Raw genomic sequence first — 17,672 nt, 5'->3', positions numbered from 1 at the left:
CGTCACTGCCCGGTGACGGGTATGCTTTTTCCGAAAGGTAAACACCATGTCAATGACTCGACGTGAATTCGCCCGCCTGCTGGGGCTGGCCGGCGTGGCCGGTATGCTGCCCGTGCGCGGCCAGGCCGCCAGTCGTCAGCCGTCCGACCTGTATGAAGTGCCGACCTTCGGCAATGTGCGTCTGCTGCACATGACCGACTGTCACGCCCAGTTGCTGCCGGTGTACTTCCGCGAGCCCAACGTGAACATCGGCGTGGGCAGTGCGGTCGGTAAGGCGCCGCATCTCGTCGGTGACCGGTTACTGCAGCATTTCGGCATCGCGCCGGGCAGTATTGAGGCGCATGCCTTTACCTGTCTGGACTTTGACCAGGCGGCACACCAGTACGGTAAGGTGGGCGGCTTTGCACACCTCAAGACACTGGCGGACCGCCTGCGCGACAGCTTCGGACGCGAAAAGACACTGCTGCTGGACGGCGGTGATACCTGGCAGGGGTCGGGTACCTCCTACAAGACCCGTGGCATGGATATGGTCAAGGCCTGCAATGCGCTGGGTGTTGACATCATGACCGGCCACTGGGAATTCACCTACAACCAGACGGAAATCCTGCGCAATATCGAAGCGTTCGATGGCGAATTCCTGGCGCAAAACGTGTTCATTACCGAAGATGCCATGTTCGCCAGCGATACCGACTATCTCTACGATGACTTCGATGGGCAGGTGTTCAAGCCCTACAGTATTCGCGAGCTGGGCGGAGCACGCATTGCCGTGATCGGTCAGGCGTTCCCGCGCACCAAAATTGCCAACCCGGCCCGTTTCATACCGGACTGGAGCTTTGATATCCACGACAGTCACCTGCAGGGCATCGTGGATAAGGTGCGCAGCGAGGAAAAGGTCGATGCCGTAGTGGTGCTGTCTCACAACGGCATGGATGTGGATCTGGCCATGGCGAGTCGGGTCTCCGGTGTTGACGTTATTCTGGGCGGTCATACTCATGATGGCATGCCGGCGCCGACCGTGGTCAAGAACAGCGGCGGTCAGACGCTGGTGTTCAACGCCGGCTCCAATGGCAAGTTCCTCGGTACCCTCGACCTGGAGATTCGCAACGGTAAGATCCAGGATTATCGCTACCGCCTGGTCCCGGTGTTTTCCGAACTGATCCCGGCGGATGTCGGCATGCAGGCGCTGATTGACGAAATTCGGGCGCCTCATCTGGACTGGTTGAACGAAGAGTTGGCACTGGCGGGCGACCTTATGTTCCGTCGGGGCAACTTCAACGGCACCTTTGACCAGGTGATCTGCGATGCCCTGCGCGAAGTGGGTGATGCACAGATCTCGCTGTCACCCGGTTTCCGCTGGGGCACCACGGTGCTCAAGGGGCAGATGATCAACATGGAGCGTGTGCTGGATCAGACGTGCCTGACCTATCCGGAAACCTATGTTCGTGACATGAAAGGTTCCGAGCTGAAGCTGATCATGGAAGATGTGGCCGACAACTTGTTCAATCCTGAGCCTTACCTGCAGTCCGGTGGTGACATGGTGCGTGTGGGCGGTTTTGACTACGTTTGCGAGCCCAACCGCAAGATCGGCGAACGGATCAGTGAGATGACACTGGATAACGGCGAGCGCATTGAAGCCGACAAAACCTACAAGGTGACCGGTTGGGCAACGGTCGGGGCACAGTCCGAAGGGCCGGCGATCTGGGATGTGGTCGCGGAGTACCTGCGCGATCGCAAGGAGGTCCAGGTGGATCGCCTCAATACGCCGGTACTCAAGGGCGTTGCCGGCAATGCCGGTCTGACCGGCTATAACGGCAAAGTGCTTGGCTGAGAACGGCTATTCCCCGGGCCTCTGAATTCGCTAGAATAGCGCTTTTAACGTATTTCAGAGGCCCTGCATGAACCTGTCACGCCTTTCTGCCGGTATGTTGGCGCTGCTACTGGCCGGCTGCAACGCGGCCAGTCCGGACAAGCCGGTGGCGCAGACTCCGTCAGCGGCGGAATCTGCCGAGCCGTCGTCTGCCGGTGACACCCGACCAGCGGCCGGCCGGAACTCTGCTGCACCGGCAGGCGAACAGCCGTCCGCCGCAGCGAATTCCGTCACGCCTTCCTCTCCCGTACAAAGCGGCTTCGATCAGCTGAGCGGTCGCCTGACCCTGCTGCAGGAGCAGGTACTGCAGTTGCGCACTCAGAGTGGTCAGTTGCTGGAGCAGAACCGCATGCTGCTCAATCGCATGCAGCTGCTGACTTCGCCGGCGGCGGACCGGCAATCCGGCAGCGAGGAGGATGCCTCCGATCAGCTGGGGGACAGCGCTGGCGCGACCGAACAACTGGATGCTGCCATCGGCCAGCTGATGCAGGTCATGAACCAGATGGATGCGCCGGTCGAGGGCGGCGGGCAGTTTGCGCTGACCACCACCTACACCCGCGACGGAGCCTGGATCCTGCTCAAGTATGATCGCTTCAGTGGTGCAACCTGGCTGGCCGATGCCGGCAGCTGGCGTTTGCTCGGTGATGTTGATTACCTTGAGCCCTCGACCTACCGTGTGCTGCTCCACCGTGCCGACAAGGACACCAAGGGTTATGTTGCGGTGCGCATGGACGAGCAGACCGGCCAGAGCTGGTGGTTGAACGACAACCGCTGGCAGGAGTACGAACAATGAGCATGCCCGACTATCAACCTCTGATCGACCTGTTCAATCGGTTGTTCCTGCCAACCTACAATACCGTGCTGGTTGCCGGTGATGACGAACCGATCTATCTGCCAGCGGATGCCGAGCATGCGCATCACCGCATTATCTTTGCCCATGGCTTCTATGCCAGCGCGCTGCACGAAATTGCGCACTGGTGCGTAGCGGGGCCGGAGCGTCGATTGCGGGAGGACTTCGGCTACTGGTACAAGCCTGACGGCCGCACGGCTGAGGAGCAGGCCGAGTTTGAGCGGGTGGAGGTCAAGCCGCAGGCATACGAATGGATCCTCAATCAGGCGGCCGGGCGGCGCTTCCATTTCAGCGCCGATAACCTGTCGGCCGGGCTGGGGGCAAGCGATGCCTTCAAGCAGAACGTGCTCCAGCGGGTACGGCAACTGCTGGCCGACGGCTTGCCGCCCCGGGTGCAGATGCTAGTCGAAGCGCTGCAGCAGCAGTACGGTACGCCGGCGTTACACCCTGACCAGTTCAGTCTAAATACGTCGGAGGCTGCTTGTGCGTAACCTCAGCATACTGGCAACGCCTTGGCGGGACGTATCCCCGCCGGGGCCGGTTGAACTGCCCGATGGCGACCGGCTGGAATCGCTATCGCAGTGCGACTATGACGGCTGGCACTATCAGCGTCTGACGCTGTACCGGCAGGACGAGCGTTTCGTGTATCTCTATGCCATGTTCGCAGGGCGAGTATGGGTGCTGGGCGTGTTCGATACCCCGGATCAGGCTGACCTCTTTCTGGCGCTGCATAATGCCAATCCGTTGAACGTGCCTGCACTGGAGCAAACGGATCAAGCGGGTGAAGCGGTATTCATTGACCAGGGTCGGCTGGTCTATCCCCTGTATCAGGGGTTGTACCGGGTCGGCTTCAAGTCGTACCAGGTGGAAATCGACAGCAAAAATGTCTGTCTGCGCGCCATGCTCTATGTTGATCGCTATAACAGCCAGGGCTTGGGTGTGTTGCCGGAGAAAGAGGCCTGCCTGGCCATTTACAGCCACTTCGACGGGCGTCTGCGTGGCTGCAAGATGTGCTGAGTATTTCGCTTAGTGCTGCATGCCCTTGCCGTGCTGCATGCCCGCAGGCATCACCTGCTTGACCGGTACCTCAAACTGCTCAGAGGTGCCATCGGCAAACTCCAGTGTCAGATCGATATGTGAGCCGGCCTGCAGAGGGGCGTCCAGTCCGATCAGCATGATGTGGAGCCCGCCGGGCTGCAGGGTGACGGCTTTCGCCGCCGGCAGCTCGATGGCATCGATACGGCGCATGCGCATCACACCCTGGTCATGCATGTGGGTATGCAGCTCGGCCACCTTGGCCGCTGAGCTGCTGGCACCGGTGATTGCAGTGTCATTACCGGTGTTGGTCAGCTGCATGAACACCGCGCTGTTGGGCTGTCCGGGTGCAGTGGCACGTGCATGCGCCGCATCCACTTGAACATCGGCTGCGAACACGGAGCTGCTTAGCAGGCAGCCTGTCAGCAGTGAAGCAAAAGACTTGTTCATCATATGATCCTTATCCCTGAGAGTGAAGCATGGCCTGAAGGCGATCGGTCAATGCGTGTGGTGTTGCGTTGTGCAGCAGCGTATCGACCAGCTGACCGTTGCGGTCAACCAGATACAGCCGTGAAGAATGATCAACGGCGTAGCCCATGGCGGAGTCCTTGAGCTCGACCATGCGATAAAAGGCGCCATACTGGCGGACGACCTGATCGATCTGTTCGCGGCTGCCGGTGACTCCCAGAATGCTGGGCGAGAAAAAAGCGGTATAGTCGGCCAGTTTTTCGGGGGTATCCCGTTCCGGATCGACGCTGATGAAAATGCCTTGCACCTGCTCACGCTCCGCCGGGGAAAGCTGCTTCAGTGACTGTGTCAGTATGGCCAGTGCGGTCGGGCAGACATCCGGGCAGGAGGCATAGCCGATGTAAAGCACACTGACTTTGCCGCGAAAGTCGGACAACGACACCGGTCCATTGGCTGACATCAGCGTGAAGTCGCCGCCCAAGCTGCTGTCACCCATGGCCAAGCGCGTTTCAACCGGCTCGGGTCTCAGCATGAAGGCAACGGCCAGGCCTGCCAGCAGACAGGCTGTCAGTAAAAGCAGAATTTTGAGTGTTTTGAGTTGTGTCTTCATCGCGCCTCAAACTCGAACAAATGCTGTTGTGAACCGGTCATATCGCTGATGTCGATTTGCAGCTGCCACAGCATTGTGCCGGTCGTGCAAACCGCCAGTTCCGTTTTACCTTGCCAGTGTCCGGGTGCAGCAGTGGGTGACAGAGTAAATTCGTTGATGCCCATGTACATCTCGGCCCCTTGCAGTCGTGCGTTAACCCGGTCTGGCTGATGACCTTCTATGCTGACACTGATCGTTATGGGTGTCAGTGAACGCAGTGGGCGCGGCCCAGCTTCAAGGGTCAAGCGGCTATCCTCAAGCTCGACCGTGCAGGGGCCTTGCTGCAGGTCACACGCATGTCGTGTAGCCCCGACCTCTTGCGTCAGCAGGTCCTGTGAAGTCAGTGCGGCGGCCAGGACAATGATCAGTAGCAGCGCCAGCAATACTATTTTCAACAGTCCCGTGCGTGAGCTCGGGGTAGGTGTAACTTCAGATTCGGGTGACATCGGCATTAGTCTATGCAGGAAAGAAGGCAGGCTAAAGTGACAAATTGTCGCACCAGATCATGCCAGAGTCGAGTTTGCCTGGCATGCCGTCAAAGGATTCGCTATCTTGGGTGACAGCGAATAGCAACAGTAGAGATCAGTGGTAATGATTGAACACAGCGCGATGCCGACAGAGTGGGAAAAAGTCGTTTCAAACCGGCACCTGATGCAATTGATGGATGGCCTGGATGAGTTGGTGGTGGTGCTGCGGCTTGATGGTACCTGTGCCTGGTGCAATCTGGCGTTTGCCCGGTTACTGGATAAGCCTCGCGAAGCCCTGGTGGGCAAAGCCTATCCACTGTCAGCTTTGCGCGAAGTCATGGTGACCGAGCCGGGGGAGGGCGTGGAAACCTGGGTGGAAGTGCCCGATGTGGGGGCGCGCCTGATTCGATTCAGTGCCATGTCCGGTCAGGATACAGAAGGCTGTGTCGAAACCCTGCTGATTACCGGGCGTGACATGACACCCCTGTTTCGTTTGCAGCACCCGCTCAGTGTCGAGACGCCGGATCAGTTACTGCCGGCGACAGCGCCCGAGACTTTGGCGCGTATCAAGCATTCCCTGCAGCGGGCGCAGCGAGCGGATGAATATGTGGCCTTCATGGCGCTCCAGATCAGTGGCACGGGGATGACAGAAAGCGGTTACTCTCTGGCGTTGACAAGCATGTCGCAGGCACTGCAGCAGAATATCCGTCAGGGAGATACTCTGGCACGCTTGGACTCCGGAGCCTATCTGCTGGTGATCGAACAAGTCGACTGTCCGGATGCCATTCAGGTCGTGGCCGAAAAACTTTCCGCGGCACTGGTACAGACACAACCGGCAGACATGGCAGCACCCTCCGTACATATCGGGGCGGCCATCAGCCCCGACGATGGGGAAGAGCCCCACGAACTAGTCGACCTTGCGCTGCAGGCGATGCAGCGTGCCATTATGACCGACATGCCGCTTTGCCATGCCTGATTTGGCATGACGCTTCTACTGCTGCCAAGGATGGCAGCCAATCCCTTCGTCAACCGTCGTTTGAGACGGCAGTTTGCTTTCATGGCATAACCCCTGGTCAGCGTCTAGACTGCTCACTCCACATGCCATCAGGAAAGGAGGCTTGAGCATGAAGGGAATTCTGATGACCGTTCTGGTCAGCGGTTTGGGTTCTGTGTCAGCCATGGCACAGGTCTATACCTGTGAAGTCAATGATCGTCGCATATTTCAAAGCACCCCTTGCGCGGTGGGTGATGCCCCCATGGAGTTGCAGATAACGCCAGCGGCCACCGGTGATGGGCCACGCATGAATACCGGCGTAGGCGATTATCTGCAAACCTTGAAAGCGCGGCGTCAGCAGGATCGTGATTATCGGGACCGGATGGCTGACGAGGCCAGTCAGCGGCGACAGTGGCGTGAAAAAATAGAGCGTGCCATTCAGCGTCGACAAGTCATTGTCGGCATGACGGAAGACCAGGTGCGCCGAGCCTGGGGGCAGCCAACCGAGGTCAATCGCTCGACCAGTCGCTCCGGTGCGACCGAGCAGTGGGTCTATCGAGAAAAGGATGCGGCGAAAGCGGATTACGTCTATCTGGAAAATGGCACCGTCAGCGGTACTAACTGACGGTGCAGGGTTGTGTGCCACCCGGCTGGGGTGCAGGGTAGCAACAGGTTTACAGCCCCAGTTTTTCGGCGACGTAATCCGAATCTTTGTCGCCTCGGCCGGAAAGGTTGATCAGAATGGTCTGATCCCGGCTGAGGGTGGGGGCGGTGCGCATAGCCCAGGCGACGGCGTGGGAGCTTTCCAGCGCCGGGATAATGCCTTCAACGCGAGACAGCGTCATGAAGGCATCCAGACATTCCTGATCCGTAGCGCTGGCATACTGTACGCGGCCCAAATCCTTTAGATAGCTATGCTGAGGGCCCACGCCTGGGTAGTCCAGACCGGAGGCAATCGAATGAACCGGCATGGGTGTGCCGTCGGCCTGTTCCAGTACGTAGCATTTCATGCCGTGCAGCTCGCCCGGGTGCCCCAGTGACATGGTGGCCGAGTGCTTCTGGGTATCGAGGCCCAGGCCGGCCGGCTCAACCCCTACCAGGCCGACATTATCGTCTTCCAGGAAGGCCGTGAACATGCCCATGGCGTTGGAGCCGCCGCCGACACAGGCGGTGACGTAGTCCGGGAGCTTACCTTCGCGCTCCTGGAACTGGCGACGAGCTTCCGTGCCGATAATGCTCTGGAAGTCGCGTACCATTTTCGGGAAGGGGTGCGGGCCGACCACGGAACCGATGGCATAGATGAAATTCTGAGGGTCCTTCAGATATTCGTCGAAGGCGCTGTCGACGGCATCCTTTAGGGTAGCGGTGCCGCGTGTCACCGGGATCAGATCACACCCGAGGATCTTCATCTTGACCACGTTCGGATGCTCTTTTTCGATGTCGACCTGACCCATATGGATTTCACAGGGGATGCCCACCAGTGCACAGGCTGTCGCCAGGGCAACGCCGTGCTGTCCGGCACCGGTTTCGGCGATCACCTTGGTCTTACCCATGTACTTGGCCAGCAGGGCTTCGCCCAGGCAGTGGTTGATCTTGTGAGCACCAGTGTGGTTAAGGTCTTCGCGCTTGAGATAGATGCGTGCACCGCCCAGCTTTTCACTCAGACGGCGGGCGTAAAAAATCGGGCTTGGACGGCCTACGTAATCGGCAAAGAGGTCGGCGAGTTCCTGCTTGAACTCCGGCATCTGGCGAATTTCTTCATACGCCTGGTTGATCTCGTCCATGACCGCTTTCAGTTCCGGCGGAATCTGCTGGCCGCCATATTCACCGAAGTAGCCGTTGGCGTCGGGCATCGGGGAAAAATCAAATTTGCTCATACTCACTCCACTGTGTACGTCGCTTGCAATCGTAAGCGGCCATCCAGGCGTATCGCCATGAAACGGCAACGAAATCCGAGGGTAAGTGACTATAAAGCGCTGTAACGGGAGTGCCAAGCGACAGGGGAGAAAAACTCAGCTGAAATCAAAGCCCAGCTGTTCCTCACGGCTTTGTTTGCGACGAAAACCGCGCTGACGCTGCTCGCGACCGATTTCACGCAGCAGTTCCAGAGCGTCGCTGTAGGAGTCCACGAGAGTATGGCTGTAGGCGCCGGGTTCACCGCTGCTGCCCCAGCACTGGGTCACGACCCAATCGCCCACCAGATCGCGATAGATCCGGACGACAAGGTAATCGTTATTTTTTTGCCAGCGCACAACCAAGGAAGCGTTACCGTTCAATGACCCGAAGGGGTGATATCTCTATAATGGCGCGTGATTGAGCCTGAATCACCGGCATTTGTAAAGCCCTCGGCATGAATTAAGGATACCTGGCGTGACTGAACCCCGTTTGACGATCCTCGCGGACGAGAATATCCCGGCATTAGCCCCTCTGTTTGAGCGCTTTGGCGAGCTGCGCACGGCACCGGGGCGGACGTTGAGCCGGGCGGACCTGGAGGGCGTGGATGTGCTGCTGGTGCGCTCGGTGACCCGGGTGGATGAAGCCTTGCTGCGTGGCTCCCGGGTGCGCTTTGTGGGCACGGCCACCATCGGGACCGATCATATTGACCGCGCCTGGCTGGAGCAGCAGGGCATTGCCTTCAGCAGTGCGCCGGGCTGCAACGCCGATGGCGTGGTGGAATATGTGCTCAGCAGTCTATTGCAGTTGGCGGCCGAGCAAGGGTTTGACCTGTGCAGCAAAACAGTGGGAATCGTGGGGGTCGGCAACGTGGGCGGACGTCTGCAGCGGCGCTTGCAGGCCATGGGGGTACAGGTGCTTTGCTGCGATCCGCCGCGCGAGGCACGGGAGGGCGGTGACTTCGTGCCGTTGGAGCAGGTGTTGGCTGATGCCGATATCCTTGCTCTGCACACCCCCCTGACAGAGGGGGGGGCTTGGCCGACCCGTCACCTGCTCAATGCCGACAACCTGGCGCAGCTCAAACAGGGGGCGATCCTGCTGAACGCTGGGCGCGGACCGGTTATTGACAACGTGGCATTGCTGGCGCTGGCGCGCCAGCGTGACGATCTTACGCTGGTACTGGATGTCTGGGAGCATGAGCCACGGGTTAATCCCGATCTGGCGCGGCGCTGCGCCATCGCGACGCCTCACATTGCCGGTTATTCGCTGGATGGCAAGATTCGGGGAACCTGGATGCTGTATTGTGCCCTCTGCGAGTACCTCGGGTGGACGGTCAATACCCCTCTGGAGCAGGTGTTGCCCCCCGCTGGTGTGCCGGCACTGACACTGGCCACGGCTGACGATCTGCTGACACCGGCGCGACTGGTGTATGACCCCTACCGGGATGACCGGGCACTGCGGCGCACGCTGGGACTTGGTGAAGCTGAACAGCGTCAGGCGTTTGATCGCCTGCGTCGCGAATATCCCGAGCGGCGCGAGTATGCCACGCTGACAGTCCGCGTAGCCGGTAGCGATCAAGCGCCACAACGGTTGGCGGCCATGGGGTTTGCGACAGTCGATACCGGGGAAAACGATGACTGATCTGGCGGCGGTGAATGAGGCGCCGCGCCAGGCCCGATTGGCTCAGCTGGGACTGGCCAGTGGCGAAAAAATTCGCTTGGAGGTGCGGGCGTTGCGTCAGCGTGTCGTGGTGCCGTTGCTGGGCTTCAAAGAACACCAGAGCCTGATGGTCGGCAAGCCACGCATGGCGCCCGGCGCGGCCGTATTGCATGAAGGGACGCGCTTCATGGCGCGGATGATGCATGGCAACTATCTGTGCACCTTTGAAACGCGACTGATTCAGGTGCAGACACGCCCCTTTGGCTACTGGCATCTGGAATATCCCGAATGGGTGGAGTTGCGTCGGGTGCGTCGTCACAGTCGTGTCGGCATGGTGCTCAGCGTGCGTGTCGAACCGGATGATCCGGTCATGCTGGACAGCAGTGTGGCGCAGACGGCGATCTGCCGCGACATCAGCCTGAGCGGGGCGCGTCTGGAAAGCGCCCGGCCGCTGGGGCAGCCGGGGGAGCAAGTATTCGTAACTGCCCGGGTCAGTGTGGCCGGCATGGTGCATCTGCTGTTGTTGCCGGCGTTGCTTCGTAGCGTGACACAAAGTGAAAGTGGCGTGATCGACGTGTTTTCGCACGGGGTCGAGTTTGTTGATCTGGAGGAAGAGACGCGCCTGGTGCTGGCCGGCTTCGTGTACGAGCAGCAGTTGTTGGGGCTGGGTATGCTGGAGGACGATGAAGTATGAGTTTTCGATTGGGACTGATCATCAATCCGCTGGCAGGCCTGGGTGGTAGCGTGGCGCTCAAGGGCAGCGACGGTGCCGATATCGTATGCCAGGCGCTCGCGCTGGGGGCATCGCCGCGCGCGCAGGCGCGGACGCGCACGGCGCTTGCTGTGTTACAGGGCATGGAGATCGAGCTGCTGACCTGGGGCGGGGCTATGGGTGAGGACCTTGCCCGTGACATGGGGTTTGAGCCCCGTGTGCTGGGTGCGCCGGAACACACGCCCAGCACGGCCGAGGATACCTGTCGTGCGGCCCGGACTTTGCGAGACGCGGGGGTTGATCTGCTGCTGTTTGCCGGTGGCGATGGCACGGCGCGCAATCTTTGTGAAATGCTGGGCGATTCGGTGCCGGTGCTGGGTATCCCGGCAGGCGTCAAGATTCACTCGGGCGTCTACAGCTTGACTCCTGCTGCTGCCGGCGAGCTGGTAGCCATGCTGGTGCGAGGGGAACTGGTGGCCATCAGCGAGCAGGAGGTGCGTGATCTCGATGAGGCGGCCTTCAGGGCCGGTCAGGTGCGAGCCCGCTTCTACGGTGAAATGCGCGTGCCTGCCGAACACCGTTACCTGCAGCATGTGAAAAATGCGGCCAACCGCGAAGATAAAGCGCTGGTGCTGGACGACATTGCCGCCGGCTTCATCGAGCAGATGGAGGCGGATACGCTGTACCTGATGGGGTCCGGCTCGACCGTGGCCGCCATCATGCATGAGATGGGACTGGAGAACAGTCTGCTGGGCGTGGATGCGGTGTTGAACGAGGAGGTTATCGCGGCTGACTGTACGGCGGCACAGCTTCTGGCATTGTGTGAAGGGCGGCCGGTGCGCATCGTGATTACGCTGATTGGCGGGCAGGGGCTCCTCATCGGGCGCGGCAACCAGCAGCTCAGTGCCGAGCTGCTGCAGCGCTGCGGACGTGACAGTCTATATGTGGTGGCGACCCGTACCAAGCTGAATGCCCTGCGGGGAAGGCCTTTGATCATCGACTCTGGGGATGCCGATTTGGATCACAGCTGGAGCGGGCTGATTCAGGTGCACACCGGCTATCGGGATGCCGTACTCTACCGTATTGCCGTGCCGGGTGGAGACGCTGCGCCCGATATCGAGCACTAACAAAAAAGGCACCCGAGGGTGCCTTTTTGTGCAGAGTGATCAGCGCATCTGCTTCAGTGCCGCGATGCGATCATCCAGCGGCGGGTGGCTTGAGAACAGTTCCATCAGTCCCTGTTTCAGGTGGCTGTTGATACCGAACGCCGTCATTTGCGCGGGCATCTGATCCGGAATGCCTGATTCGGCCTTCAGTCGAGCCAGGGCTCCGATCATGGCGTGCGGGCTTGCCAGGCGTGCACCGGCTTCATCGGCGCGGTACTCGCGGCGGCGCGAGAACCAGGCGACGATGGTCGATGCCAGAATGCCAAAGATGATTTCAAAGATGAAGGTGGTGATGTAGAAACCGATGCCGACACCGCCTTCACCCTCTTCGTCGCGGCGCAGGAAGGAATCCACGGCGTAGCCGACGATGCGCGCAAAGAACATGACAAAGGTGTTTACCACGCCCTGAATCAGCGCCAGCGTCACCATGTCGCCATTGGCCACGTGACCGATCTCGTGGGCCAGTACGGCACGGATCTCTTCGGGGCGGAAGCGTTGCAGCAGGCCGGCGCTGACGGCCACCAGTGCATCATTTTTATTCCAGCCGGTCGCGAAGGCGTTGGCCTGCTGGGCCGGGAAAATGCCGACGTCCGGCATTTTGATGCCGGCCTGTTCAGACAGTTCAGCAACGGTTTCCAACAGCCAGCGCTCTTCTTCGCTGCGTGGTTGCTCGATCAATTGGGTGCCCGTGGACATTTTGGCCATCATCTTCGACATCAGCAGCGAAATGATGGAGCCGGCAAAGCCGAACACAGCACAGAAAATCAGCAGCGACGTGAGGTTGAGGCCGCTGCCGCTGAGGTAGTGGTCAACACCCAGTAGACTCAAGGTCAGACTGGCCACAAGGATCACTGCCAGGTTAGTGGCGAGGAAAAGGACGATTCGCATCATGGTCGTTCAGGGTTCCTGAAAGTGGGTTTGCTGGTTAGATAAGGGCAGTTGGTGAAAGTTTCAATGCGCGTTGGTTGCAATTACATGCAGCCGTTATACTCCAACCTTTTTGTGAAGGACAGATGGATGCAGGCAATCATCAAATGGATGGCTCAGCAACTGCCGGCAGCCGATGGCGATTGTCGGCGGCTGTTTCATGGCCGCGGTGGCATGGTGCCCGGATACGAGTGGCTGGTAATTGACTGGCTGCCGCCGGTTGCGGTGATTCGTGTATACCAGCCGGCCAGCCCGGACAAGGTTGCGCCGCTGGTGGAGTGGCTCGGTCAGCGTCCCGAAGTTGAAGCGGTGGTGTGGCAGCCGCGTGGTCAGCAGGCAGATGCCGGGGTCGAATGCCTGTACGGTGAGGTCATCGGCCCGCATGTGGTCACTGAAGCCGGGCTGCGTTATCAGGTGGATGCGCGAGCAGTGCAGAATTCGGGGCTGTTTCTGGATATGCGCCCCGGTCGCGCTTGGGTGCGACAGCATGCCGAGGGTGCGCGGGTGCTGAACCTGTTTGCCTACACCTGTGCCTTTTCCGTGGCGGCCGTGGCCGGCGGGGCCGAATGTGTCGTCAACGTTGATATGAGTTCAAGGTCGCTTTCAACCGGGCGAAGCAATCACCGCCTCAACGCTCAGGACGCAGCGGATGTACGCTATCTGGCCGTCAACCTGCTGCGTTCTTGGAGCCGTATACGTCGCCCCGGCCCCTATGAGCTGGTCGTGATTGATCCCCCCAGCTTTCAGCCGGGCAGTTTCGTGGCGGTCAAGGACTACATCAAGGTGTTGCGGCGTCTGCCGGAGCTGACGCTGCCGGGAAGCCGCGTGCTTCTGTGCCATAATGATCCGCGAGAGACACGACAGTTTCTTGAGGAACTGATGGAAGAAAACCTGCCGGACTTTGCGCGACTGGACAGCTTCGGCGCGGGCGATGATTTCCCCGAGTGTGGTGATCATCAGGGACTCAAGGTGACGGTTTATCAGCGAGAGGGGGCGGATGCTTGATCTGTATCGACCTTGAGGCCAGTGGCCTGTCACCGGATTCCTACCCGATTGAAATTGCCTGGAAGTGCACCCGTACCGGCCGCAGCGATACCTTTTTGATCAATCCCGACAGCGTGCCGGAATGGGATTACTGGGACGAGTGTGCCGAAGAGTTGCACGGTATCGAGCCGGAGCTGTTGCAGCAGCAAGGCATCAGTGCCGAGGCGGCGTGCAGTCGGCTCAATCACGCTCTGGAAGGGGCATGTGTGGTCAGTGATGCACATGCCTTTGATGACTTCTGGCTGCGGCGTCTGTTCGAAGCGTGTAAGGTAGTGCCCCGCTTCAAGCTGGTCGGGCTCGAGACGGTGCTGCCGCCCAAGCAGTGTGAGCGCTATGAGCAGATTGCCCGCGGCCAGTTTCGGCGTCATCGAGCGCTGCAGGACGTAGACGATCTGATAGCGGCCATCGAGCAGGCACGGCAGACCGAGGCTTGATCAGAGGTTGCCGACCTGGTTCTCGATCAGGTTGCGCAGTTCTTCGTAGGTATCGACGTTTTCCGGCGAGAAGTACAACTTATAGTACTGACGCTCCACCAGTCGCCCCTTGTTGCCGTTGATGGTTTCCTTGTAGGTGGCATAGAGATAGCTCATCTGCAGGTGAATGACCCGAGTCTGCAGCGGCAGTTCGAACTCGTGGCCTTCCAAGTCGAAACGGGTCTTGCGTTCCTTGATGGTATAGAAGGAAATCTCGGCCACCTGATTCAGGTTGAGTAGGAAGTTGGAGGTGACGGGCACCAAGCGGCGCTTTTCCAGACCGTTGTGTTCCATCTGGATGCCGCTGTTCTTCTTGATCTTGATAAACATCGTGGCTCTCTGTTAGTAGATGAGTACCGTCAGAGTATATGTCACTATCATGACATTTTGCTGACAGCCCCGGATGGGGCTGTCAGGGGGTATGGTCTACTGTTCGTAAGTGCGCAGGAAGGTGGCGATGCGCTCGATGGCGTCGGCCAGCATTTCCTGAGAAGGCAAGAACACCAGGCGGAAGTGCTGGGTATCCGGGTGGTTGAAGCCACTGCCCTGGACAACCAGCACTTTCTGCTGCTGCAGCAGATCCAGTGCGAATTTCTCGTCATTGCGAATCGGGTAACGCGTCGGGTCCAGTTTCGGGAATAGGTACATGGCGCCTTTGGGCTTGATGCAGGACACGCCCGGAATATCGTTTAGCATCTCCCAAGCCAGGGTGCGCTGCTCGTAGAGTCGGCCGCCGGGTACAATCAGCTCGTTAATGCTCTGGTAGCCGCCAAGCGCCGTCTGGATCGCGTGCTGAGAAGGCACGTTGGAGCATAGGCGCATATTGGACAGCATCTCGTATCCCTCGATCAGGTCGCGAGACTTGTGTTTCGGTCCGCTGATGATCATCCAGCCGGAACGGAAACCGGCGGCACGGTAGGTCTTGGACAGGCCGTTGAAGGTGATGCACAACACGTCATCGGCCAGCGAGGCCAGGGATGTATGCTGCTCGCCGTCATAGAGAATCTTGTCGTAGATCTCGTCCGCGAACACGATCAGCTTGTGTTCGCGCGCCACTTCCAGGATTTCCAGCAGCAGGGAGTCCGGATACAGGGCGCCAGTGGGGTTGTTCGGGTTGATGATGACGATGCCGCGGGTATTGGGCGTGATCTTGTTGCGAATATCGTCGATATCCGGGAACCAATCCTGCTGCTCGTCACAGACATAGTGTACCGGGTTGCCGCCGGCGAGGCTCACAGCGGCTGTCCACAGCGGGTAGTCCGGTGCCGGGATCAGCATTTCGTCGTTGTCGTTGAGCAGACCCTGCATGGCCATTACGATCAACTCGGACACGCCGTTGCCGATATAGATGTCTTCAATGCCTACGTTGCGGATGTTCTTGCGCTGGCATTCTTGCATGACCGCCTTGCGTGCTGAAAACAGACCCTTGGAGTCGCAGTAACCCTGTGAGGCGGGGAGGTTCAGAATCACGTCCTGAACGATCTCTTCGGGCGCTTCGAACCCCCAAGGGGCCGGGTTGCCGATGTTCAGCTTGAGGATGCGGTGGCCCTCTTCCTCAAGACGCTTGGCTTCCTGCAATACGGGACCACGAATATCGTAGCAGACGTTGATCAGTTTGTTCGATTTGCGAATAACAGACATCTTCTCGTTCCTGAGCTCCAGGCGCGACGGACGGGCGTACTTGACTGGCCGGGCGTGGCATCGACTGGACAGCAAAATTGAAGTGCCCAATCATACGCGCATGGCTGAGGGCGTACAATGCTGCCTCCGGCACGGTACGGCAACGTTCCAGTGCCGTTTTCGGTGCATGTCCGGGTTAACGGCAAAAGGAGAAAGAAGTGAAAAACTGGTCAGACCTCTGTGCGCAGGCACTGAACCTGCATCCGCAATGGTTGCTTGAGGATATGCTGGGGCCTTTACCGCGCACCGCCGATGAGCTGGCGGCGCTGGCCGATGACCGCGTGTTTTCGGTGATGACGCGGCGCATTTTTCGCGCCGGCCTCAAGCATTCGCTGGTGGATGCCAAGTGGCCGGCCTTCGAGCAGGTGTTTTACCGCTTCAACCCGGAAGCGGTTCAGGAAATGAGCGACGAAATGCTGGAGGAGCTGATGCAGAACACCCAGATCATCCGGCACTTCGGCAAGATTAAGGCGACGCGGGAAAATGCCATGATGGTGGTCGATTTTGCACACGAACATGGCAGCTTTGCCCGCATGCTAGCGGACTGGCCGGAAGACGACATCATCGGTTTGTGGACGCTGTTGAAAAAGCGCGGCAAGCAATTGGGGGGTAACTCGGCGGCATCCTTTTTGCGCATGCTGGGCAAAGATACTTTCATGCTGACTGATGATGTGGTGACGGCGCTCAAGGCGCAGGGTGTGATCGACAAGCGTCCCACGGCGCAACGTGATCTCAGGCAGGTTCAGGCTGCGTTCAATGAATGGCGCCGGCAGTCGGAGAGACCCTTGTGTCAGATCAGCCGTTTGCTGGCGCACAGCATTGGTTGATATTCAGTTCGCCGGTTGCAGGGTATCGAACAGTTCGGCCAGGGAGGTTGACAGCTGCTGTTCTGGCGCCTTGCCCGGGCGTTCCAGCCAAACGCTGCCATCACGGTTGTCGATGCTCAGCATGTAGTCCGTATTCGGCTCAAGTGTGGCGAAGAACAGCGTCAACGGGCGTTTCTGTTTTTGCTTGGACAGCGCGTGGCCAATCAGGTTGGCCCGAAGTCGCTCCAGGTCTTGCTGGCTCCAGGCAAACAGCAGGTGGATGCGGCGGCCGTCCGGCAGGCAGCAGGGCAGGGGGTCGGACCAGTAACGGGTGTAGTACTCGATGATGTCCGAGTGAATGTCGATGTTCAGCGCCTCGCTCAGGCGCTCGAACATGTCGCTATTGTCCATGTTGCGCACCGGTTGCCAGCTGACATCGGTTCCGGCCTCTGCCTGGTGGCGGTAGCAGGGGCTGGGCCACTCAGGGTCGTAAGGAATAAGTGGATAGGCGTCTTCCTCATAGTGTTGAAGGGTGCGATCAATTAATCGATCAAGTGCGTCTTGTGTATCCGTCATGTGGTTTGCCTGTTCACTGCTACAATATACGTCTGACTCTGGCGCAAGCCTTCAAATGCCGCAACCCCTTGTACTGCTTTGGTTAATCTTTGTACGACTCTGAAATAAAACGAAATTCTTTTGAAATAAGTGATTGACAAGGGCAGGAAACTGCTTAAAATGCGCACCTCATTCACGGGGCACTCAACAACGTGTTCAGTGAGTTGAAAAAGTGGAGCGGTAGTTCAGTTGGTTAGAATACCTGCCTGTCACGCAGGGGGTCGCGGGTTCGAGTCCCGTCCGTTCCGCCACTTCTTCTCAAAGTGCTGAGAAGTCGTAACAAGCCACCATGTTTTGGGCGAATAGCTCAGTTGGGAGAGCATCTGCCTTACAAGCAGAGGGTCGGGGGTTCGAACCCCTCTTCGCC

The 17,672-nt window shown here is 59.1% G+C and carries 21 protein-coding genes and 1 tRNA gene; 13 read left to right on the top strand and 9 right to left on the bottom strand.

What is annotated here, in order from left to right; genetic code table 11:
• Positions 1–46: 46 nt before the first annotated feature.
• The 4 genes from soxB to KTN04_RS09495 all read left to right on the top strand — a co-directional run bounded on the left by soxB (position 47) and on the right by KTN04_RS09495 (position 3,734).
• Positions 47–1,828: a thiosulfohydrolase SoxB gene (gene soxB / locus KTN04_RS09510; protein WP_217334994.1), complete on the top strand. Its 1,782-nt coding sequence runs from the start codon at positions 47–49 to the stop codon at positions 1,826–1,828.
• Between the two features lie 67 nt (positions 1,829–1,895).
• Positions 1,896–2,660: a hypothetical protein gene (locus KTN04_RS09505; RefSeq protein WP_217334993.1), complete on the top strand. Its 765-nt coding sequence runs from the start codon at positions 1,896–1,898 to the stop codon at positions 2,658–2,660.
• On the top strand, positions 2,657–3,208 hold the full coding sequence (locus KTN04_RS09500; protein ID WP_217334992.1) for an elongation factor P hydroxylase: 552 nt from the start codon (positions 2,657–2,659) through the stop codon (positions 3,206–3,208). The genes KTN04_RS09505 and KTN04_RS09500 overlap by 4 nt, the downstream gene beginning before the upstream one ends.
• Positions 3,201–3,734, top strand: coding sequence for a hypothetical protein (locus KTN04_RS09495; protein ID WP_217334991.1), 534 nt, complete (start codon positions 3,201–3,203; stop codon positions 3,732–3,734). The genes KTN04_RS09500 and KTN04_RS09495 overlap by 8 nt, the downstream gene beginning before the upstream one ends.
• Positions 3,735–3,743: 9 nt before the next feature.
• On the opposite strand, the gene KTN04_RS09490 is transcribed toward KTN04_RS09495, so the two are convergent.
• Genes KTN04_RS09490 through KTN04_RS09480 form a run of 3 tightly spaced genes read right to left on the bottom strand, consistent with a single transcriptional unit; the run spans position 3,744 to position 5,264 of the window.
• Positions 3,744–4,202 (bottom strand): copper chaperone PCu(A)C, encoded by a 459-nt coding sequence (locus tag KTN04_RS09490; protein ID WP_217334990.1) that lies wholly within the window; start codon positions 4,200–4,202, stop codon positions 3,744–3,746.
• A gap of 10 nt (positions 4,203–4,212) precedes the next feature.
• Positions 4,213–4,830 carry an SCO family protein gene (locus KTN04_RS09485; protein ID WP_217334989.1) on the bottom strand — a complete coding sequence of 206 codons (618 nt, stop codon included), beginning with the start codon at positions 4,828–4,830 and terminating at the stop codon, positions 4,213–4,215.
• Positions 4,827–5,264 (bottom strand): hypothetical protein, encoded by a 438-nt coding sequence (locus KTN04_RS09480; RefSeq protein ID WP_217334988.1) that lies wholly within the window; start codon positions 5,262–5,264, stop codon positions 4,827–4,829. Before KTN04_RS09480 ends, KTN04_RS09485 begins: the two co-directional genes overlap by 4 nt.
• Before the next feature lie 196 nt (positions 5,265–5,460).
• Here KTN04_RS09480 and KTN04_RS09475 point away from each other — a divergent pair, with 196 nt between their 5' ends.
• Positions 5,461–6,312, top strand: coding sequence for a diguanylate cyclase domain-containing protein (locus KTN04_RS09475; RefSeq protein WP_217334987.1), 852 nt, complete (start codon positions 5,461–5,463; stop codon positions 6,310–6,312).
• 148 nt (positions 6,313–6,460) lie between these two features.
• Positions 6,461–6,955, top strand: a complete 495-nt coding sequence (locus KTN04_RS09470; protein WP_217334986.1) for a hypothetical protein — start codon at positions 6,461–6,463, stop codon at positions 6,953–6,955.
• 49 nt (positions 6,956–7,004) lie between these two features.
• On the opposite strand, the gene trpB is transcribed toward KTN04_RS09470, so the two are convergent.
• A complete protein-coding gene (trpB, locus tag KTN04_RS09465) occupies positions 7,005–8,207 on the bottom strand; it encodes a tryptophan synthase subunit beta (RefSeq protein WP_217334985.1) in 1,203 nt (400 codons plus the stop codon).
• Between the two features lie 135 nt (positions 8,208–8,342).
• Positions 8,343–8,582 (bottom strand): hypothetical protein, encoded by a 240-nt coding sequence (locus KTN04_RS09460; RefSeq protein ID WP_328515979.1) that lies wholly within the window; start codon positions 8,580–8,582, stop codon positions 8,343–8,345.
• A gap of 118 nt (positions 8,583–8,700) precedes the next feature.
• Here KTN04_RS09460 and pdxB point away from each other — a divergent pair, with 118 nt between their 5' ends.
• Genes pdxB through KTN04_RS09445 form a run of 3 tightly spaced genes read left to right on the top strand, consistent with a single transcriptional unit; the run spans position 8,701 to position 11,721 of the window.
• Entirely contained in the window at positions 8,701–9,864 is a 1,164-nt protein-coding gene (gene pdxB, locus KTN04_RS09455) for a 4-phosphoerythronate dehydrogenase PdxB (protein ID WP_217334983.1), read from the top strand.
• Positions 9,857–10,576, top strand: a complete 720-nt coding sequence (locus KTN04_RS09450) for a PilZ domain-containing protein (protein WP_217334982.1) — start codon at positions 9,857–9,859, stop codon at positions 10,574–10,576. Before pdxB ends, KTN04_RS09450 begins: the two co-directional genes overlap by 8 nt.
• Complete coding sequence (locus KTN04_RS09445) at positions 10,573–11,721, top strand: ATP-NAD kinase family protein (RefSeq protein ID WP_217334981.1); 1,149 nt, start codon at positions 10,573–10,575, stop codon at positions 11,719–11,721. Before KTN04_RS09450 ends, KTN04_RS09445 begins: the two co-directional genes overlap by 4 nt.
• Before the next feature lie 39 nt (positions 11,722–11,760).
• Here KTN04_RS09445 and htpX read toward each other — a convergent pair whose 3' ends face one another.
• Positions 11,761–12,651: a protease HtpX gene (gene htpX / locus KTN04_RS09440; RefSeq protein ID WP_217334980.1), complete on the bottom strand. Its 891-nt coding sequence runs from the start codon at positions 12,649–12,651 to the stop codon at positions 11,761–11,763.
• A gap of 126 nt (positions 12,652–12,777) precedes the next feature.
• On the opposite strand from htpX, the gene KTN04_RS09435 reads away from it, so the two are divergent.
• Both KTN04_RS09435 and KTN04_RS09430 read left to right on the top strand, forming a co-directional pair.
• Entirely contained in the window at positions 12,778–13,692 is a 915-nt protein-coding gene (locus KTN04_RS09435) for a class I SAM-dependent methyltransferase (protein WP_217334979.1), read from the top strand.
• On the top strand, positions 13,689–14,165 hold the full coding sequence (locus tag KTN04_RS09430; protein WP_217334978.1) for a 3'-5' exonuclease: 477 nt from the start codon (positions 13,689–13,691) through the stop codon (positions 14,163–14,165). The genes KTN04_RS09435 and KTN04_RS09430 overlap by 4 nt, the downstream gene beginning before the upstream one ends.
• Here the strand turns inward: KTN04_RS09430 and KTN04_RS09425 are convergent, their stop codons facing one another.
• Positions 14,166–14,534 (bottom strand): hypothetical protein, encoded by a 369-nt coding sequence (locus KTN04_RS09425; RefSeq protein WP_217334977.1) that lies wholly within the window; start codon positions 14,532–14,534, stop codon positions 14,166–14,168.
• A gap of 96 nt (positions 14,535–14,630) precedes the next feature.
• Positions 14,631–15,845, bottom strand: coding sequence for a pyridoxal phosphate-dependent aminotransferase (locus KTN04_RS09420; protein WP_217334976.1), 1,215 nt, complete (start codon positions 15,843–15,845; stop codon positions 14,631–14,633).
• Between the two features lie 197 nt (positions 15,846–16,042).
• Between KTN04_RS09420 and KTN04_RS09415 the strand changes: the two genes are divergently transcribed.
• Positions 16,043–16,711 (top strand): DNA-3-methyladenine glycosylase I, encoded by a 669-nt coding sequence (locus tag KTN04_RS09415; protein WP_328515978.1) that lies wholly within the window; start codon positions 16,043–16,045, stop codon positions 16,709–16,711.
• A gap of 3 nt (positions 16,712–16,714) precedes the next feature.
• On the opposite strand, the gene syd is transcribed toward KTN04_RS09415, so the two are convergent.
• Positions 16,715–17,266, bottom strand: coding sequence for a SecY-interacting protein (gene syd, locus KTN04_RS09410; protein WP_217334975.1), 552 nt, complete (start codon positions 17,264–17,266; stop codon positions 16,715–16,717).
• A 213-nt stretch (positions 17,267–17,479) separates the two neighbouring features.
• Between syd and KTN04_RS09405 the strand changes: the two genes are divergently transcribed.
• Positions 17,480–17,556, top strand: a tRNA-Asp gene (locus tag KTN04_RS09405).
• Positions 17,557–17,672: the final 116 nt, after the last annotated feature.

Origin of the sequence: Marinobacterium weihaiense (genome assembly GCF_019061305.1) — a bacterium.
Classification (GTDB): Bacteria; Pseudomonadota; Gammaproteobacteria; order Pseudomonadales; family Balneatricaceae; genus Marinobacterium; species Marinobacterium weihaiense.
The sequence above is the reverse complement of the archived record's forward strand: the minus strand, read 5'-3'. Positions and strand labels throughout refer to the sequence as shown.